The organism is Streptomyces sp. DS1-CR2 (assembly GCF_055760475.1).
Genome location: NZ_CM147085.1, coordinates 361842 through 379113, shown reverse-complemented (window position 1 = coordinate 379113; position 17272 = coordinate 361842). Strand labels below are relative to the sequence as shown.

Here is a 17272-nt window from a genome sequence, read left to right as displayed (position 1 = left end):
GAAGGGGAACGTATCGACGGTCGCCTTCCGGGCTGTCTCGATGGCCATGGTTACCTTGGTTTCGAAGGCGGTCTCATCGGTGCTGTTTGCCCGCCGGTCGCGGTCGTCCGTCCAGGACGTGGGCACAAGGCAGGCGGCGGTCGAGCCACATCCGCCCGCTCTGTGCGGGCTAGGCGAGGAGCGGCCGACCTGGCAGTTGGCGTAGGAGCTTTCGATACGACCGTGCTCGGACGCCCATTCTCAGACGCGCCGTCTCAGGGCTTCGCGCACCATGGGAACGACTTCGGTGGCGAAGGCGCGGATCTGTTCCGCATGATCACGCTCGGGCCAGATCACGAACCCGTTCATTCCGACGGTCGTTGCGAGTTCGGTAATGGTTTCGGCCCACTGGGCGGCTGGTCCACGGAAGGGGCTGTCCGTTGCAGATTGGATGGTTCCGGCGATGTTGTAGACCTTGCGGAGCGTCGAGGGGTCACGGCCTGCGGCTGCCGCGGCCTTGTTGATGCGTCCGACGGCTGCGGGCAGGGCGTCGAGGCCGAGGTAGGCGTGGGACGGCAGCCAGCCATCGGCGCGGGCTCCGGTGAGCGCGAGCATGCGCGGGCCGTAAGAACCCAACCAGAGCCCCAGTTCGGGACTGGGGGCTGGGCCCGGACGCACGCCGGACAGAGAGTAGTGCTCGCCGCGGACCCGGACGCTGCGTTGTCCGCTCCACATCGCGCGGACGACGGTGATTGCTTCGTCGAGGGCATCGACCGCGGTCTTTGGTTCCCTGTGCGTCCCGCCCATGGCTTCGATGGCTTCCCAGAAGGCTCCGGCACCGAGGCCGAGCTGTACCCGGGCCCCTGACAGCCTGTCCAGCGTTGCGGCGGCTTTGGCCAGTACGGCTGGCGGACGTAGGGGGAGGGAGGCGACCGTCGGAACCAGCGTGACGTTCTCGGTCCGGGCTGCCAGGAAGCTGAGCAGTGTCCAGGTGTCGTCGAACGATTCTTGGTAGGGGTGGTCCTGGATGGTCAGCAGGTCGAGGCCGAGACTGTCGATGAGCAGTGCGTGCTCACTCGATCGCCCCAGGGGGGGATGCGAGCGGATCGACGTTTGCGCCGAACAGGACTGGAACGGTCATGACAGCCTCTCGATGGTCAGGAGCCTGAGTGGGTCGGGTGCGGTCAGAGGGTGGATCCAGGACAGAGAGCGAAGCCTCTTCGGGGGCTGCGCACGGCCGGGTCGCGTGGCCGGTGCGGCCCGGGAGGAGGAGAGGTCAGCGAGGCGGGCCGAGGATGACTCCGCCGTAGAGTTCCGAGGCTTCTGCGAGCTTGGACTTGGAGATTTCGAATCCTTCGGGCCGCGGTGCGGAGAGGTCGCGTCCGGCGTGGCGGAACATGCCCTCGATACCGCCGGGGGTGGTGATCATCAGCAGGTCTGCGTGGTCGGACGTGATGCGGTAGGAGTGAGGGATGTTGCGTGGCAGGTAGACGATTCCACCTTCGCGCAGCTCATGCTCTTCCTCTCCCGCCCATACGAGGGCAGTGCCTTTGATGAGCATGAAGACTTCGTCCTCGCGGGTGTGGAGGTGGAAGGGAGGCGCTTCCCCTTTGGCTACGGTGAACCGGCCTACGGTCAGTTGTCCCTCGGTGGCTTCCTGGTCGAGGAGGACGGAGAAGGTGCCCCCGTCGATCCACTCGAGTTTCTGTTGCTGTTCGGGCTGAGCGAGATACGCCATGGACATTTGGCCTCTTCCTTCCTGCCGAGTGCTGCCTTCAGACCGGCGGTTTCCGTACGTGTGAGGGGCCTCGGAAGGCGGTCAGGCGCCGAGGGTGCGGCGGACCCAGGCGGCGCGTGCGGTGAGGGCGGCGGTGGACAGGGCGGCCGTGGGGGCGGCGCCGTCGAAGATGTGGAAGCCGCCGGCCCACACGTGGAGTTCGGCCTGGACGCCTGCGGCCCACAGGCGGGAGGCGTAGGCGACGTCCTCGTCGCGGAAGACCTCGGCGGAGCCGACGTCGATGAAGGCCGGCGGGAGGCCCGACAGATCTGTGGCGCGAGCAGGGGCCGCGTAGGCGCTGACTGCATCGGTGGTGCGGCGCTCGCCCAGTAGGGCGGTCCAGCCGGTGATGTTGCTTTCGCGGCTCCAGGAACCGGTACCGGAGTACTGGTTGGTGGACACGCTCTGGTTGCGGTCGTCGAGCATCGGGCTCATCAGCAGCTGTGCCATGGCCTTGGGGCCTTGGCGGTCGCGGGCAAGCAGGGAAACGCCGGCCGCGAGCCCGCCTCCGGCGGAGGTTCCGGCCAGGAGGATCCGCTGGGGGTCGATACCGAGTTCGGCAGCGCGGTCGGTGGTCCACACGAAGCCGGCGTACGCGTCCTCCACCGGGGTCGGGTCGGGGTGCTCAGGAGCCAGGCGGTAGTCCAGGGACACCACGACGGCGTCGTGCTCCAGGGCCCAGTCCAGTATGTTCACGATGCCGGTGAACCGGTCACCGATGATCATCCCGCCGCCGTGCAGGAAGTAGATCCCGGCCTTGGCGGCGGTGCCGCCGCGCGGGGTGAACACCGACGCAGCCGCTTCTCCGTCGTTCACCGGGACCATGTGGACTTCGTGATCCAGGGCGCGGGTGGCCAGGATCTCCTCGATCGGCGCGGTGAACGGCACGGCCCGCAGGGCATCGATCATGTCGGCAGTGATTGTCGTCGGCAGCGGGCTCGCGTCCAGTAGGGCCCCCAGTTCGGGGTCGTACGGCGGACGGGCCTGGGTCCGGGTGTCGGTCGAAGCAGTCATGTCAGTCTCCGCGGTGGGGCCACGCCGACCACTTATGTGGCCGACCACGTAACTGTAACTCGGAAAAGTGTGGTCGGCAACATAAATTCGATGCGGCCCTAGATCGCGTGACGCAAGGAAGGGTCGGCCTGTCTCCTCCGGGGGTCGCGCAAGCCGCTTGTCGGTCCGGGTGTCATCAGGCGGCGCCCGAACCCTTGCCGCAGGGAGGCTCCGATCGGGCGGCTCCCGGGTGGCCGCCCTTGCCGGTGTCGCGCTCGGACTGGAGGCCGCTTGACAACATAGGTGGCCGACCACATAATCGGACCAAGCGCAAACGTGGCCAGCCACATAACTCTGGGAGACCTGCCATGACCATCTCGCTATGGACTCCGACGACCGTCGGCACGCTCAACCTTCCGCACCGCCTTGCCATGGCCCCGATGACCCGGGACCGCTCCACCCCCGAAGGCGTTCCGACCGAGCTCAACGCCGAGTACTACGCCCAGCGCGCCTCCATGGCCCTCATCGTCACCGAGGGCACCCAGCCCTCCGCCGACGGACAGGGCTACCTCCTCACCCCCGGCATCTACAGCGACGAGCACGTTGCCGGCTGGCGCAAGGTGACCGACGCCGTGCACAACGCAGGCGGACGCGTCGTCATCCAGCTCATGCACGTCGGGCGCATTTCGCACCCCTCCAACACCCCGCACGGCCGCCAGCCCGTGGCGCCTTCCGCAGTCCAGCCGGCAGGGATCATGTTCACCATGACCGGCCCTCAGGAGATGCCCGTACCTCGGGCCCTGTCGACCGCAGAGGTCGCCGACGTGGTGCAGGAGTACCGGCAGGCGGCCGCCGCGGCCATCGCCGCCGGGGCCGACGGTGTCGAGATCCACGGTGCCAACGGCTACCTGGTTCACCAGTTCCTGTCGAGCAACGCGAACCAGCGCACCGATTCCTACGGTGGGACGGTCGACAACCACATCCGCTTCGCGGTCGAGGTGGCCACGGCAGTCGCTGACGAGATCGGCGCCGACCGCACCGGCTTCCGCATTTCTCCCGCGAACCCCTTCAACGACATCGAGGAAGAGAACACCGCCGAACTGTACGGAGCGCTCGTCGCAGCGCTGGCCCCGTTGAACCTGGCGTATCTGCACGTCACGCACATCGGCGATGAAGCCCTGCTGCGCACCATCCGCAGCCAGTGGCCCACCAGCCTGATCGTCAACCGCGCGGGCGCCGACATCGAAGCACGTGCCAAGGACATCGAGGACGGCGTCGCCGACCTCATCACGGTCGGATCGATGGCACTGGCCAACCCCGACCTGGTCCAGCGCCTGCGCATCGGCGCGGCCCTCAACGAGCCGGACCCCGCCTCGTTCTATGGAGGAGACGAGCGTGGATACACCGACTATCCGACGCTCGCCAGCTCCTGAGAGGAACGACGCCTCCTCTGACACCGCCGGGCCCTCCGCGTCTGCGGGCCGGCTGAGCCGCACAGTCTTCCTCCTGGCCCGGGCGCATCGGACCGTCGCGTCAGGCATGCTGCGCGACCTCGGTCTGCATCCGGGGCAGGAGCTGCTGATCATGCGGCTTCTGGATGAGGACGGCCAGAGCCAGTCAGATTTGCAGGAAGCCGTCGGCCTGGACCACTCCACCGTCTCCCGGTCCCTGCGCCGGATGCAGACGGCGGGGCTACTCGTCCGCGAACCCGCCGCCAATGACAGGCGGGTGCAGCTTGTCCATCTCACCGCTCGGGGGCGTGCCCTGAGGCAGCCCTTACAGGCAATGTGGTCCCACCTGGAACGCCTGTCCGTTCGTGCACTGGACGACGACGCGGTCACATCCTTCATCTCCAGCGCCCTGGCCATCGAAGTGGCCATCACCCAGCGTGACAGCTTGCACCGATAATTGGAAAAACGCGGTATACCGGGACGTATAGTGCCTCGCACGGCAGCATGAGAGTGCCAGCCGCCCGGATCAACCTGATCCCCGAGGCGCCTTGGGGGCGTCGGCACCGCATCAACCAGGCGCTGCAGCCGCACGAAACACGGGCCGCAGACAGCAACCGTCCTTGCCTGCTCGACGAAGACCCGTGAACCGTTAGCGGACTCGGACGGCCTGTTCCACATCTCCATCCGAGAGGAAATCTCACCATGAGAGCCATCGTCTTCGATCAGTTCGGCGGCCCGGAAGTCTTGCATGAGACTTCAATCGACCTTCCCCTTCCGGGGCCGGGCCAGATACGCGTGCGCATCGCGGCGGCAGGCGTCAACGGCCTGGACGGCAAGATTCGCTCCGGCGCGCTTGAGCAGGTCTTCCCCACCCCGCTTCCGGCGATTCCCGGCCGGGAACTGGCCGGAGTCGTTGACGCGGTGGGTGAGGGGGTCACGTCCATCGCTGCAGGGGACGAGGTACTCGGATGGTCCGACACCGGTTCCTACGCCGAGTTCGCCCTCGCCAGTCAGTTCGCGATCAAGCCGGTCGGCCTCTCCTTCAAAGAGGCCGCCACACTCCCTGTCGCTGTCGAGGCCGCGGACCGTGTGCTGCGGCTGCTCGACCTGAAGAAGAATGAGACCCTTCTGATCCACGGCGCGGCCGGTGCGGTGGGCACGATCGCCGTTCAGTTCGCCGTCAGCCGCGGCGCCCGCGTCATCGGTACGGCCAGTGCGGGCAACCATGCCTACCTGACGTCCCTCGGGGCGACCCCGACGGCCTACGGGGACAGCCTCGTCAAGCGGGTGAGTGCTCTGGCCCCGGACGGCGTCGACGCAGTCCTTGACCTCGCAGGCCGAGACGCTCTGCCCGACTCCATCGAACTGCGCGGTGGTACCGAACGCATCGTCACCACCGCCGACTTCCGCGCACAACAGTTCGGCGTCATCTTCGCCGCCCCTCCCGAGGAGCGTTCCGTTGAGCGTCTGGCCGAAGCGGCCCGGCAAGCGGCCGACGGGACTCTCAAAACCACCGTCGGCCGCACCTACGCACTGGCTTCTGCAGCGCAGGCACAGCGTGACAGCGACAGCGGGCATGCCCAGGGAAAACTTGTCGTGACCGTAGGCTGACGCGCCTGAGGCAGCACCACGCTGGAAGAGTCCTGTGCCCGGTGTCCCGGCGACGCCGGACATCAGGCAGGTGCGGGCACGCTCGTGCGGTGGGAGTTCGCCCCCGGCCGCTGCGGTGGCCGGCGACGGGGCTCGAGGTGTTCCCCGACGGAGGGAAGCTCTGGCGTGGGCACCGACGGAGTGCTGCTGGGCTGTCCCGCCCTGTGAGAGGGCATTTGATCTAGGCGTATTGCCGTGTATGCCCTAGTAGGTACCTCGCCAGGTTGGCGTGCTCTCGTCCGTTATGCGCCTGCTGAGGTTGTCGATCGAGGCAATGTGGACCATGGCTTCGGAGCTGGCGGTGAGGGTCTCGTAGTCGCGGGCGAGGCGGCGGTGCATCATGATCCAACCAATGCTTCGCTCTACCACTCAGCGCCTTTTCACAACGTGAAATCCGCGTTTCTCCGGGTTTCGGTTGACGACTTCGACGTCGATTCCAAGGCGGGCGCCGTGTTCGATGACGGCGTTCTTGAAGCCTGTGTCGACCCAACTCTTGGAGATGGTCGGGTACTTCGCCTTCGCCTGGTCCAGGAGGCGTATTCCCAGGGCGTTTTCCGAGAGGCTGGCAGCAGTGACGGTGACAGCGAGGATGAGGCCGATCGTGTCGGTGAGGATGCCTCGCTTCCTGCCGACGATCTTCTTCGCGGCATCGGTTCCTTGGCTGGTCAGGGGCACGTTATTGGAGGTCTTGACGCTCTGGGTGTCGATGACCGAGGCGGTTGGCTCGGGTTTGCGGCCGTCTTTCACGCGGGCGAGGGCGGTGAGGTCGTAGTTGACCTGGGCGAAGATTCCTTCGTCGCGCCAGGCGGCGTAGTAGAAGTAGACGGTGCCGTGGCCCGGGAAGTCGTGCGGGAGGTATTTCCAAGGGATTCCGGTGCGGTTGATGTAGAGGAGTGCGTTGAACACGTCACGCAAATCGACTTGGGCCGGCTTTCCGGTGGGACGGCGTGCGAGTCGGGCATTCCGCCAGGTCGTCAGCGTCGGCTCGATCAGGGCCCATCGGGCGTCGGACAGGTCGCTGGGGTACGGCTTGCGCTCGCTCACGGCACAGCGTGATCATGGGCATGCTGGAGGGATCGGTTCCGCCGGAGATCGGGCGGTTCCGGGGCATTTTCAAATCAGACGGGTTTCTGGTTACAGAAGTGCATGAGGCGGACAGTCGAGTGCGCGGACCGCAGGGGAACATAAGACTGCCACCCGGGCGAAGGCGCTCAAAGCGGGGCACAGTCAAAACCCGCATACCGGAAGAACCCTATGTGAACGCCCTCTGAGAGGGTGTTTACCTAGGTATGGTCTATTTTGCGACTTCTGCCGCTGGGTAACTTTGCGCTGATTCTGCTTAGTTGTCTTGTTGCCCCTCGCGCGCTGCAACCCGCGCCAGTCCGCTTCACGCGTACTTCATCCTCGCAGACCGTCTGACGTAGAGATATGACAGAAACGCCAAGCTCTGGCGGAATCAGATCTTCCGGCCCGACCTTGATCGCGTTGCCCGGTGACCGCGCGCAAGCCGTACCCCAGCGACCTGTCCGACGCCCGCTGGGCCCTGATCGAGCCGACCCTCACGGCCTGGCGACAAGCCCGGCTCGACCGACGCCCCACGGGAAAACCGGCTCAAGTCGACTTGCGGGACGCGTTCAACGCGATCCTCTATCTGAACCGGACCGGAATCCCGTGGAAGTACCTCCCGCACGACTTCCCCAGCCACGGCACGGTCTACTTCTACTACGCAGCCTGGCGCGACGAAGGAATATTCGCGCAGCTCAACTACGACCTCGTTGGACTGGCCCGGGTAAAGGAGGGCAAGAAGGCCGAGCCGACCGCTTCCGTCATCGACACCCAGAGCGTCAAGACTTCCACCAACGTGCCCGTGGCCAGCCAGGGAACCGATGCCGGCAAGAAGATCGTCGGGCGGAAGCGAGGCATCCTGACCGACACTATCGGCCTCCTCCTCGCCGTCACCGTCGCCTCCGCCGGCCTTTCCGACAACACCTTCGGCGTCCGCCTCCTCGACCAGGCGAGGGCCACCTACCCGACTATTACAAAGAGTTGGGTCGACACCGGCTTCAAGAAGACCGTCATCGAGCACGGAGCCACGCTCGGTATCGTCGTCGAAGTCGTCAACAGGAAATCCGACGTCCGCGGATTTCACGTCGTAAAAAGACGTTGGGTGGTTGAGCGGAGTATCGGTTGGATCATGCTCCACCGGCGGCTCGCCCGCGACTACGAGAGCCTGGACGCCAGCTCCGAGGCCATGATCCAGATCACCTCGATCGACAACACCGCCAAGCGCATAACCGACGAGTCCACACCAACCTGGCGAGGAACTTACTAGGGCATAAGCCGCACTCCGCCTAGATCAAACGCCTTCTCAGAGACGGACGATGATCAGGGCGATGTCGTCTCGGCCGCCGCTGGGGACGCCGAGGCGTGCCAGGACGGTGTCGGCGAGTTGTTCGGTGCCGAGGCGGCTGCACTCGCTGAGTACATCGGTCAGTCGGCCCAGTCCGGCGTCGATGTCCTCGCCGCGGCGTTCGATGAGTCCGTCGGTGTAGAGCACGAGGGTGTCCCCGGGCTTGTAGGGCAGGCTGGCCTGTGGGCGGAGGACGTGCTGGGGGCGGGCGCCGAGCGGCGGGTCGGTGGCTTGGTCGAGCAGTTCATAGCGGCCGTCGGGGTGAACGAGGACCGGGGGTGGGTGGCCGGCGTTGCTGTAGGTGATCAGTCGACTGCGGCTGTCGGCGACCGCTTTGAAGGCGGTGGTGCCGAGAGCGCCGTCGACGGAGCGGGCGTACAGGCCAAGGACCTCCAGGGCCTGGGCGGGGCGTTCCAGGGCACGGATGGCGGCGGACAGGGCGCTGCGGAGCATGCCCATGACGGCCGCGGCTTTAAGGCCGTGGCCGATGACGTCGCCGACCGCGACGGCGAGCCGGTCGGGCGGGATGTCGACGACGTCGTACCAGTCGCCGCAGACGTTGAGGGAGCCGGTGGCGGGCAGGTAGCGCACCGCGATATCGCGGTGGTGGGCCAAGTCGGGGACGTCGAGCATGGCTTCTTGCAGGGTGACGGCGACCTCGCGTTCGCGGGCGTGGGCCTGGCGCAGTTCCTCGTTCAGCCGCTGCAGCTCCCGCGCCCGCGCGTACAGTTCGGCCTCCAAAGCCTGAGTCTCCTCCAGGCGCTCGCCCACCGGGACGCCGGTGGGGCGGGCGGCCGGGTGGGCTTTGACGAACGCGGTGACGTCCTCGACCCGGTGGATGATGTAGGCCACCTGCCCGTCTTCGCCCAAAACGGGGGTGTTCACCGGGGACCACCAGCGTTCTTCGAAGGCGCCTGGACGGTCCACGACGGGGATGTCGTACTTCTGCAGGGCCATCGTGTCCGGCTTGCGGGTGGCCAGGGCCCGGTGCAGGGAAGCACCGAGGTTGCGGACCCCTTCGGCTTCAGGGTCGGCGGGGTTGTCCGGGAAGGCGGTGAAGATGTGCTTACCGAGCAGGTCCTCCCGGGTGCGTTGGGTGGCTTCCAGGTAGGCCCGGTTCACATCGACGATCACCAGGTCCGGCCCGAGCACCAGGTAAGGGCTCGGCGTGGCGGCGAACAACGCCGCGTGATCAACCCGCGATGCCACCGGTGAACCTCCCTTCCCGCCCCCATGGCCTCCTCCTCAATCTAGGAGCTGCCCTTCGGCCACGCTCGCCGTGTTCGTCTGTGTCGTGCGAAGGCGCCGCGACGGCTCGCTCGCGCTTCGCGCCACCGCCACCGGCAACAGATCACCAGCCATTCAGCCGTCCTGGTGGGCGCGTGCGGCTCGCACCGACTCCTCCAGCGCGGCCGTCAAGTCCACCGCCGGCCCGGGCTCGGGCGGCGCGGCCAGCTTGCCGCCGGACACCTTCGCCTCGACCAACTGCTCAAGTGCGTGCTGGTATTCGTCTTGGAGCTGGTCGACCTCGACACCCGTGAATTCGCGCATGAGTATCTCGGCGAGCTCCAGCTCCCGGTCGGTGACCGGTGCGGACGGGGCGAGGTCCCCTGGGTCGCGCAGTTCGTCCTGCCAGAGCAGCGTATGGAGGATGAGCATGGCGTGGCGTGGCCGCAGCAGTGCGATCCGTTCCCGGGAGCGGACGGCGACCTTGCACACGCCGACCTGTCCCGTGCGGGCGAGCGATTCGACGAGCAGCGCGTACGGCCGGTCGGCCGGCGGGCCGCCGGGGCCGACGTAGTACGGCCTGCTGTACGAGATCGGGTCGATGTCCTGCCCGGGCACGAAGCCGAGTACCTCCACGACGTGCCTGGTCGCCAGCGGCAGACGCTCCAGGTCCTCATCGCTCAGCGGCACCAGCTGCCCGTCCGGCAGCTCCCAGCCGCGCCCGACCTCCTCGTACGGGATCTCACGGTCCTCGGCCTCACAGAACCGCCGGTGCTGCACCCTGCCGCTGTCCGCGGCATGGGTCTCCCGAAGCCGGACGTGGTGCTCCTCGGTCGCCTTCACGGGCAGCACGACCAGCCCGAACTGGATCACGCCGGACCACAGGGCCCTCATGCCTTAAGCGTCCATCGCCACCGCTCAGGGTGCACCTCGGCCACGTGGGACCGGCTCACTGAGCCGGCCCAGCCGACGGCCAGCCCATCAAGGCCTCCGAGACCGTCAGCAAAGCAACGCGAGGATGGGACGGCGGGAAGATGATCAATGGCAGGAAGCGGCACCTCATCTGCGACCACCGCAGTCTCGTCCTGCTGGTCATGGTCACCCCCGCCGACGCCCAGGACTCGCTCGTGGCCCGGGAGTCCGCCTCGTCCTGATGCACCCGGAGATCGCCATCTCTGGGCCGACTCCGCCTATGCCAAGAACGGCCTGGTGCCCTGGGCGAAGAAGTACCTCGACATCACCATCAAGACGGTGCGCAGGCCACCCCAGACCAAGGGCGTCATCGTGCTATCACGCCGCTGGGGCGGTTGAGCGAGCCTGGTCGTGGACTTTGAGGGCCCGCCGGCACTGCCGCGACCACGAACGGCTCCCCCGAAGTGAGCGAATTCCTCATCACCTGGGCGGCGAGCTCTCATGACCCGGCGGCTCACCCGCCGCAAGGCCCGCCCGGCTGAACGCCGCGACACCATTGACGGCTACGTGATGCCGCAAGCAGCCTGATCAGGACTGCTCGGCGAAGAAGTCGCGTCGGACTGCCGAGGGAGGGGCGTCCGAACGCCCCCGGGAAAGCCCGAAATCGAGTGAGGGTTGTCCCCTAAAAAACTCAGCCCACGGCGCTGAACCCGATCCGGCTCGATCCGGCCTCTTGCGCTTACTAGACCAGTCTATATATTAACTGCATGGCACGCCGAACAGACACCAGAGAACGGATGCTGCGGACCGCAGCCACGCTGTTCCAGACGCAGGGTTACCACGCCACCGGCCTCAACCAAGTGCTCGCCGAGGGTGGGGCGCCGAAGGGGTCGCTCTACTTCCATTTCCCCGGCGGGAAGGAACAGCTCGCGTCCGAAGCGCTCACACAGGCAGGCGGCGAGATGTGCCTGCTGATCAAGGCAGCCCTCGATGCGGCCGAGGAACCCGAGGCCGCCGTCGAGACCGTACTGGACTACCTGGCCGACACCCTGGTGTCGTCGGACTTCACCGCCGGATGCCCGGTCGCGACGGTCGCGCTCGACTCCGCAGGCGCGAGCGACATGATCAGGTCCGCGTGCGACCACGTCTACCAGTCGTGGACCGGCACGATCGCCGACTTCCTCACCGGGCACGGGGTCGACGCCGACCGGGCGCCGGCACTGGCCGTCGTCCTGGTCGCGTCGATCGAGGGCGCGCTCCTGCTGGCCAGGACTCAACGGGACGTCGCGCCGCTGCGTGTGGTCGGCGCCCATCTACGACTGACCCTTGCGGAGGCCATGCGATGAAGATCCACCACCTGAACTGCGGCACCCTGCGGCCGTTCGGCCGTCGGCTGGTCAACGGGACGGGCAGTCCGTTCAGTTGCGGCGAGATGGTCTGCCACTGCCTCCTGATCGAGACCGAGCAGGGCCTGGTGCTCGTCGACTCGGGCATCGGGCTCGACGACGTCGAGCGGCCGGAGCAATCTCTCGGCCGCCAGTTCCGGACCGTGGCCAGGCCAGTGCTCGACCCGAACGAAACCGCGGTCCGCCAAGTGGCCGCGCTCGGCTACGACATTGAGGATGTCCGGCACATCGTGCTCACCCACCTCGATCTCGACCACGCCGGCGGGTTGCGCGATTTCCCCCGCGCCACCGTGCACGTACTCGAGAGCGAGCTCGATGCCGCACTGTCGGCAGGGACGAGTGCGGAACGGAGCCGGTACCCCGTGGCGCAACGGGCACACGGGCCCAACTGGCAGACGTACGAGGCCGCCGGCGAGCCCTGGTTCGGGTTCGACGCCGTCCGTGAACTCACCGGCCTGCCGCCGGAGATCCTGCTGGTGCCGCTCGCCGGCCACACCAGGGGCCACACCGGCGTGGCCGTGGACAGCGGCGACGGCTGGCTGCTGCACGCGGGCGACGCCTACTTCTTCCACGGCCAGGTCGATCCGGTCAACCCCCGCTCGGCACCCGCCGGTCTGCGCGTGTTCCAGTCCCTCATGGACACCGAGCGCTCCCTCCGTCTGCACAACCAGCACCGGCTGCTGGAGCTGGCGCGTACCGCAGGCGACGAGATCACGATCTTCTCCGCGCACGATGCCGTGGAACTGCGCCGGCACCAGAAGACGACGCCGACCATAGCGGTCTGAGGTTCCCCGAGGGCCTTGCCGAAGCCATGCGTGCGGTCGGATCCCGGCAAGACTGGCGGCACACCCGCGCCGACGGCCCCGACCGGTGGACCGCAGCGCACGGCCCACAAGACGACGGCAACGCCGGCACGGCGGCGGACACGGACGTGCTGCGCGCCCTGGAGCCAGGCACGCTGCTGGCGGCCGTCGGCCCCGCCGGGTCCGGAAAGTCGACTTTCGCTTGTCGAGCCCGTACCGGGCCACCCACGGCCGCGTCACGCTGACCGACACGGTCCGGGCCGCGAGCCGCGACCAGGTAGACATTGTCGCCGTCGAGCCCGTCGACCAACCGCCCCTCGGCATTGGGCGCATGCTGGCCCAACTCCTGCGCATAGACCCGGTGCCGCAGTTCGTGGATCGCTTGGCGAAGGTGAGGACGCCACCGTGCCGGCGGGGCCGCCCGCCCTTGGGGCCGCAGCGGGCCGGGCCCGGGTCGCGGAGCATGACCCGGTCCGAGCGCAGGCGCCCGACCAGGACGACCGGCAGATCGTCCAGGGCATACGTGAGGCAGGCGACGTCGTAGCCGGCATCCATCACAATCAGGATCTCGGGGTCGCCCGGCTGCCAGTGCCCGGCTTGCGTCAACCGCTCGACAACGTCGCGCAGTTGGGCGGCGGTCACGAGCGTCGCGTCGTCGGCGGGCCCCAGGCGCACGGCGTCCAGCAGCGCGACTCAGGATGTGAACCGCCCCGGGTTCGGCAGAGATCTCAGATTGTGGTTGTGACCTGGGGTTTCGTGGATTCCGTGTAGTGGTTGGCTTCGTATTCGACGGGCGGGATGTGCCCTATCTCACCGTGGAGCCAGGCGTGGTTGTACCAATCGACATCATCTGGTTCACTCGCGCCGGACAGCCCGGTCTGACCCGTCAGGCCAACGCCTACCTGAAGGCGGCCGAGGAGTTCGCCTGGGAGGAGACGCTCGTCCCCTCCGACCCGGCGGCCCCGGTGCGCAGCGTGGTGCGCCGTGAGGCGATCGGCGTCGTCGCCGCCGTCATCCCGTGGAACTCGCCCTTCTCCTCCGCCACTTCGAAGATCATCCCCTCCCTGCTCGCGGGCAACTCGGTGGTCCTGAAGGTCTCCCCGGAGAACTCGCTGAGCATGGGCTTCCTGGCCGAGCTGCTGGAGCAGGTGGGCCTGCCCGAGGGTGTGATCAGCGTCCTACCCGCGGACCGGGAGACCAGCGAGTACCTGGTGTCGCACCGGGACGTCGACAAGATCGCCTTCACCGGCTCGACGCGGGCCGGCCGCCGTATCGCCGCGATCGCCGGCGAGCAACTCAAGCGGGTCAGCCTGGAGCTCGGCGGCAAGTACGCCGCGATCATCCTCCCCGACGCCGACATCGAGAAGGCTGTCGCGGGCCTGAAGTTCGGCTCCCTGCTCAACAACGGCGAGTCCTGCATCGCCCAGACCTGCATCCTCGCCCCGCGCAGCCGCTACGAGGAGGTCGTGAGCGGGCTCAAGACGCTGGTGGAGTCGCTGAAGGTCGGCGACCCCGACGACCCCGACACCTTCATCGGCCCGATGATCCGCCCCGACCAGCAGGAGCGGGTGCGCAACTACATCCAGCTCGGCATCGAGGAGGGCGCCCGCCTGGTCACCGGCGGCCCGCAGATCCCCGAGGGCCTGGAGAAGGGCAACTACGTCAAGCCCACCCTCTTCGCCGACGTCGACAACTCCATGCGCATCGCCCAGGAGGAGATCTTCGGCCCGGTCCTGGTGGTCATCGCCTACGACGACGAGGACGACGCCGTTCGTATCGCCAACGACTCCGAGTACGGCCTGTCCGGCGGCGTCTGGTCCGCCGACGAAGAGCACGCGCTGGCGGTCGCCCGCCGGGTCCGCACCGGCACCATCACCGTCAACGGTGCCTCCGTTGCCTTTGACGGCCCGTTCGGCGGCTTCAAGGCGAGCGGCGTCGGTCGGGAGTACGGGGCGGTCGGCCTCGGCACGTACACCGAGTACAAGACCATCACCGTCTGACCTCCACCCGGGACTCCCGGGCCGGGTGCCCCGGCGGATGGCCCGTCCTGATCGCCTCTCCTATCCCCTGACAGAAAACGTCTACAGCTGTATACTTAAGAGGACACACCCTCCCGGCCGTCAGAAAGGGCCCGGGACCACGCAGAAGGAACCAGACATGAACCTCAATCTCACTGGAAAGCGTGCGCTCGTCACCGGTTCGAGTGCCGGGCTCGGTGAGGCCACCGCGAAGCTGCTGGCGGCCGAGGGTGCGGCGGTCGTGATCCACGGCCGCGACAAGGACCGTACCGAGAAGGTTGCGCAGGACATCCGCGCGGCCGGCGGAACCGCCACCACGGTCCTCGGCGACCTCGCCGACGACGCAACCGCCGCCGAGGTCGCCCGAGCGGCCACCGCCGACGGCCCGATCGACATCCTCGTCAACAACGCCGGCTTCTACCGGCACCTGTCCTGGGCCGAGGCGAGCCCCGACGAGTGGCGCGACACCTACAACGTCAACGTCGTCTCCGGCGTCCGCATGATCCAGCACCTGGTGCCCGCCATGCGCGAGCGCGGCTGGGGCCGTGTCATCACCATCGGCGGCGGTCTGGCCTCCCAGCCGATGAACACCCACCCGCAGTACAACGCCACCCTGGCGGCCCGGCACAACCTCGCCGTCTCCCTCGCCCGCGACCTCAAGGGCACCGGCGTCACCTCGAACGTCGTCTCCCCCGGAGCCATCCTGGTCGAGGCCACCAAGGACCTCGTCACCGAAATCGGCCCGGCCCGCGGCTGGGGCCAGACCTGGGAAGAGATCCAGCCCAACGCCGTCAACGCCCTGATCCCCAACGACCAGGAACGCTTCGGCGAGCCCGACGAGATCGCCGGCGCCGTCGCCTACCTCTGCAGCGAATACGCCCAGTACATCAGCGGAGCCACCATCCGCGTCGACGGCGGCCTCATCCGCACCGCCTTCTGAGCGAGACGCGGACGGTAGGCGGCCCGGCCGGGCGCGGGGCGGCACGTACCGGCTTCACCGGTCCCGGATTCGGCGGGGCGGGCTACTCGGTGGCGCTGTCCCCGTCCTCGCGGGTGACGGGGCGGAGCATGTCGGCGAGCAGGCCCGTCAAAAGGTCGTTGTCGGCCGCGGCGAGAGCGGTGGTGCCGAGGACGCTGCGCAGCAGCCACGTACCAGCGATCAGCGCGAGTCCGAGCTGTGCACGTACGTCCGCGTCGGGACCGTCGAGCAGCCCGGCGAGCCGTGCCCCCACATGGGCTTCGACACCCCGCCGGACGGCGTCCGTCGCCTCCGGATCCGATGCCGAGCGCAGCATCAGCAGGAACGGGTCGAGCCCTTCGGCGTCCGGCGCCGTGCGCTCGGCGAGCATCTGGGCGATGGAGTGCGCGAGCCCGGCGGGTGCCTCGCCGACGATGGTCGGCGGGCCGAAGGCACGGTCGACGGCCTGGGCGAACAGAAGCTCTTTCGAACCGAAATAACGGTTGATCATCATCGCCGTGACACCCGCCCGCTCGGCGATCTGCCGCACCCCGGCCCGGGCGTACCCGTGCTCGGTGAACTCGACGACCGCGGCGGCGAGGATCGCCTCGCGGGTCGCGGCGCCGTCGCGTCGGCGAACGGGATGTGCGGTATTCATGGGGACGAGCATACGGGGGGCGTCCGGCCGAACCGGCGCCCCCCGTGCGCCGTGCAGTCCCACGCCGTGAGGCGGGGGCGGCAGAGGAGTGCTACCCGTCAGAGCACTGCGTTGTCGGCGGCCCCCGGGAAGTCCGTGCTGAGCGCAAGCTCCCTGCCCGCCTCGAACTCGGCCCGCAACTGCTCGAGCTTGACGCCGATGCGCCGCTGGGCGTCGCTGCCCAGCACCACCCAGTGCGCCAACTCCGGTGCGCCGACGGCCTGGTAGATCGCCTCGGCCGCCCGCTCCGGGTCACCGGGGAACATCTCCGGCGACAGGCTGCTCATCATGGCCCGGAACGCCCCGGCCGTGGCGGCGTAGTCCTCGATGCCCTCACCGGACACCTTCGTGCGGTTCTCGATGCCCGTACGGAAGGAACCCGGCTGGATGATCATCGCGTGCAGGCCGATCGGCTCGATCTCCTGCCACAGGGCCTCGGTGAAGCCCTCCAGCGCGAACTTGCTGGCGGAGTAGTAGCCGTTGGCCGGCAGACTCGCCAGTCCGTCCATCGAGGAGACGTTGACGACGGTGCCGCTGCGCCGCGCCCGCATGCCGGGCAGCACCGTGCGCGTGAGCTCCACCGCGCCGAAGAAGTTGACCTCGAACAGCCTGCGGTAGTCGCTCTCCTGCTGCTCCTCAAGGGCGCCGACGAAATCGATGGCCGCGTTGTTGACGAGGATGTCGATGCCACCGAAGTGCTCCTCCGCGGCACGTACCGCCGCGACCCGGTCGCCGGCGTCGGTGACGTCGAGCTTGAACGCCAGCGCGGTCTCCGGATAGCGCGCGGCCAGTTCGGTGGTGGCGCGCGTCGAACTCGCCGTCGCCACCACCTGCTCCCCACGGGCCAGGACGTGTTCGGCCAGGGCCTTGCCCAGTCCGCTGGAAGCGCCGGTGATGAGCCAGGTCTTACGAGACATGAGGTATCTCCTTCGAAGGGATGACAGGTACAGGTGTGTCGTCAGGGGGGTGAACGGGGGAAGGGACGGAAGGG

Annotated in this window: 15 protein-coding genes and 4 pseudogenes; 9 read left to right on the top strand and 10 right to left on the bottom strand. The window is 67.9% G+C overall.

All coding sequences use genetic code 11. The annotated features are described in order from the left end of the window. Positions 1-240: 240 nt before the first annotated feature. From ACY0PA_RS01875 to ACY0PA_RS01865, 3 genes are all read right to left on the bottom strand, one after another. Positions 241-1014 carry an LLM class flavin-dependent oxidoreductase gene (locus ACY0PA_RS01875; RefSeq protein WP_473086206.1) on the bottom strand — a complete coding sequence of 258 codons (774 nt, stop codon included), beginning with the start codon at positions 1012-1014 and terminating at the stop codon, positions 241-243. Between the two features lie 241 nt (positions 1015-1255). After that, entirely contained in the window at positions 1256-1723 is a 468-nt protein-coding gene (locus tag ACY0PA_RS01870) for a cupin domain-containing protein (protein ID WP_473083027.1), read from the bottom strand. A 75-nt stretch (positions 1724-1798) separates the two neighbouring features. Further along, entirely contained in the window at positions 1799-2770 is a 972-nt protein-coding gene (locus ACY0PA_RS01865; protein WP_473083026.1) for an alpha/beta hydrolase, read from the bottom strand. A 347-nt stretch (positions 2771-3117) separates the two neighbouring features. Here ACY0PA_RS01865 and ACY0PA_RS01860 point away from each other — a divergent pair, with 347 nt between their 5' ends. The 3 genes from ACY0PA_RS01860 (at position 3118) to ACY0PA_RS01850 (ending at position 5811) form a co-directional block, all read left to right on the top strand. Beyond that, positions 3118-4182, top strand: a complete 1065-nt coding sequence (locus tag ACY0PA_RS01860) for an alkene reductase (protein ID WP_473083025.1) — start codon at positions 3118-3120, stop codon at positions 4180-4182. A 106-nt stretch (positions 4183-4288) separates the two neighbouring features. Next, positions 4289-4657, top strand: coding sequence for a MarR family winged helix-turn-helix transcriptional regulator (locus ACY0PA_RS01855; RefSeq protein WP_473083024.1), 369 nt, complete (start codon positions 4289-4291; stop codon positions 4655-4657). A 245-nt stretch (positions 4658-4902) separates the two neighbouring features. Continuing rightward, positions 4903-5811: an NADP-dependent oxidoreductase gene (locus tag ACY0PA_RS01850; RefSeq protein ID WP_473083023.1), complete on the top strand. Its 909-nt coding sequence runs from the start codon at positions 4903-4905 to the stop codon at positions 5809-5811. 243 nt (positions 5812-6054) lie between these two features. Here ACY0PA_RS01850 and ACY0PA_RS01845 read toward each other — a convergent pair. Next, positions 6055-6894 (bottom strand): annotated as a pseudogene (locus tag ACY0PA_RS01845) (IS5 family transposase). A gap of 448 nt (positions 6895-7342) precedes the next feature. Between ACY0PA_RS01845 and ACY0PA_RS01840 the strand changes: the two are divergent. Beyond that, positions 7343-8182 carry an IS5 family transposase gene (locus tag ACY0PA_RS01840; RefSeq protein WP_473083022.1) on the top strand — a complete coding sequence of 280 codons (840 nt, stop codon included), beginning with the start codon at positions 7343-7345 and terminating at the stop codon, positions 8180-8182. A 36-nt stretch (positions 8183-8218) separates the two neighbouring features. On the opposite strand, the gene ACY0PA_RS01835 is transcribed toward ACY0PA_RS01840, so the two are convergent. After that, positions 8219-9469, bottom strand: coding sequence for a PP2C family protein-serine/threonine phosphatase (locus ACY0PA_RS01835; protein WP_473083021.1), 1251 nt, complete (start codon positions 9467-9469; stop codon positions 8219-8221). Positions 9470-9622: 153 nt separating this feature from the next. Then, a complete protein-coding gene (gene ku, locus ACY0PA_RS01830) occupies positions 9623-10381 on the bottom strand; it encodes a non-homologous end joining protein Ku (protein WP_473083020.1) in 759 nt (252 codons plus the stop codon). Positions 10382-10455: 74 nt separating this feature from the next. Between ku and ACY0PA_RS01825 the strand changes: the two are divergent. The 3 genes and pseudogenes from ACY0PA_RS01825 to ACY0PA_RS01815 form a co-directional block, all read left to right on the top strand. After that, a pseudogene (locus ACY0PA_RS01825) lies at positions 10456-10921 on the top strand (transposase); the annotation flags it as partial. 245 nt (positions 10922-11166) lie between these two features. Further along, a complete protein-coding gene (locus ACY0PA_RS01820; RefSeq protein ID WP_473083019.1) occupies positions 11167-11745 on the top strand; it encodes a TetR/AcrR family transcriptional regulator in 579 nt (192 codons plus the stop codon). Next, positions 11742-12590, top strand: a complete 849-nt coding sequence (locus ACY0PA_RS01815; protein WP_473083018.1) for an MBL fold metallo-hydrolase — start codon at positions 11742-11744, stop codon at positions 12588-12590. The genes ACY0PA_RS01820 and ACY0PA_RS01815 overlap by 4 nt, the downstream gene beginning before the upstream one ends. Before the next feature lie 219 nt (positions 12591-12809). On the opposite strand, the pseudogene ACY0PA_RS01810 reads toward ACY0PA_RS01815, so the two are convergent. Together ACY0PA_RS01810 and ACY0PA_RS01805 are read right to left on the bottom strand one after the other, a co-directional pair. Continuing rightward, positions 12810-12987, bottom strand: a pseudogene (locus ACY0PA_RS01810) (histidinol-phosphate aminotransferase family protein); the annotation flags it as partial. A 2-nt stretch (positions 12988-12989) separates the two neighbouring features. Continuing rightward, positions 12990-13298: pseudogene (locus tag ACY0PA_RS01805) on the bottom strand (transposase); the annotation flags it as partial. 137 nt (positions 13299-13435) lie between these two features. Between ACY0PA_RS01805 and ACY0PA_RS01800 the strand changes: the two are divergent. Next, entirely contained in the window at positions 13436-14608 is a 1173-nt protein-coding gene (locus ACY0PA_RS01800) for an aldehyde dehydrogenase (protein ID WP_473083017.1), read from the top strand. Between the two features lie 157 nt (positions 14609-14765). Beyond that, entirely contained in the window at positions 14766-15566 is an 801-nt protein-coding gene (locus ACY0PA_RS01795; RefSeq protein WP_473083016.1) for an SDR family NAD(P)-dependent oxidoreductase, read from the top strand. 82 nt (positions 15567-15648) lie between these two features. On the opposite strand, the gene ACY0PA_RS01790 is transcribed toward ACY0PA_RS01795, so the two are convergent. Together ACY0PA_RS01790 and ACY0PA_RS01785 are read right to left on the bottom strand one after the other, a co-directional pair. Beyond that, a complete protein-coding gene (locus ACY0PA_RS01790; protein ID WP_473083015.1) occupies positions 15649-16242 on the bottom strand; it encodes a TetR/AcrR family transcriptional regulator in 594 nt (197 codons plus the stop codon). Positions 16243-16340: 98 nt separating this feature from the next. Next, the gene (locus tag ACY0PA_RS01785; RefSeq protein WP_473083014.1) at positions 16341-17198 is read right to left on the bottom strand and encodes an SDR family NAD(P)-dependent oxidoreductase; all 858 of its coding nucleotides are present in this window, start codon (positions 17196-17198) and stop codon (positions 16341-16343) included. Positions 17199-17272 lie beyond the last annotated feature (74 nt).

Bases quoted from the DNA above. Each gene is read 5' to 3' on its own strand.
- ACY0PA_RS01870 (WP_473083027.1), bottom strand. From the start codon at position 1,723: ATGTCCATGGCGTATCTCGCTCAGCCCGAACAGCAACAGAAACTCGAG.
- ACY0PA_RS01865 (WP_473083026.1), bottom strand. From the start codon at position 2,770: ATGACTGCTTCGACCGACACCCGGACCCAGGCCCGTCCGCCGTACGAC.
- ACY0PA_RS01860 (WP_473083025.1), top strand. From the start codon at position 3,118: ATGACCATCTCGCTATGGACTCCGACGACCGTCGGCACGCTCAACCTT.
- ACY0PA_RS01855 (WP_473083024.1), top strand. From the start codon at position 4,289: ATGCTGCGCGACCTCGGTCTGCATCCGGGGCAGGAGCTGCTGATCATG.
- ACY0PA_RS01850 (WP_473083023.1), top strand. From the start codon at position 4,903: ATGAGAGCCATCGTCTTCGATCAGTTCGGCGGCCCGGAAGTCTTGCAT.
- ku (WP_473083020.1), bottom strand. From the start codon at position 10,381: ATGAGGGCCCTGTGGTCCGGCGTGATCCAGTTCGGGCTGGTCGTGCTG.
- ACY0PA_RS01820 (WP_473083019.1), top strand. From the start codon at position 11,167: ATGGCACGCCGAACAGACACCAGAGAACGGATGCTGCGGACCGCAGCC.
- ACY0PA_RS01815 (WP_473083018.1), top strand. From the start codon at position 11,742: ATGAAGATCCACCACCTGAACTGCGGCACCCTGCGGCCGTTCGGCCGT.
- ACY0PA_RS01795 (WP_473083016.1), top strand. From the start codon at position 14,766: ATGAACCTCAATCTCACTGGAAAGCGTGCGCTCGTCACCGGTTCGAGT.
- ACY0PA_RS01790 (WP_473083015.1), bottom strand. From the start codon at position 16,242: ATGAATACCGCACATCCCGTTCGCCGACGCGACGGCGCCGCGACCCGC.
- ACY0PA_RS01785 (WP_473083014.1), bottom strand. From the start codon at position 17,198: ATGTCTCGTAAGACCTGGCTCATCACCGGCGCTTCCAGCGGACTGGGC.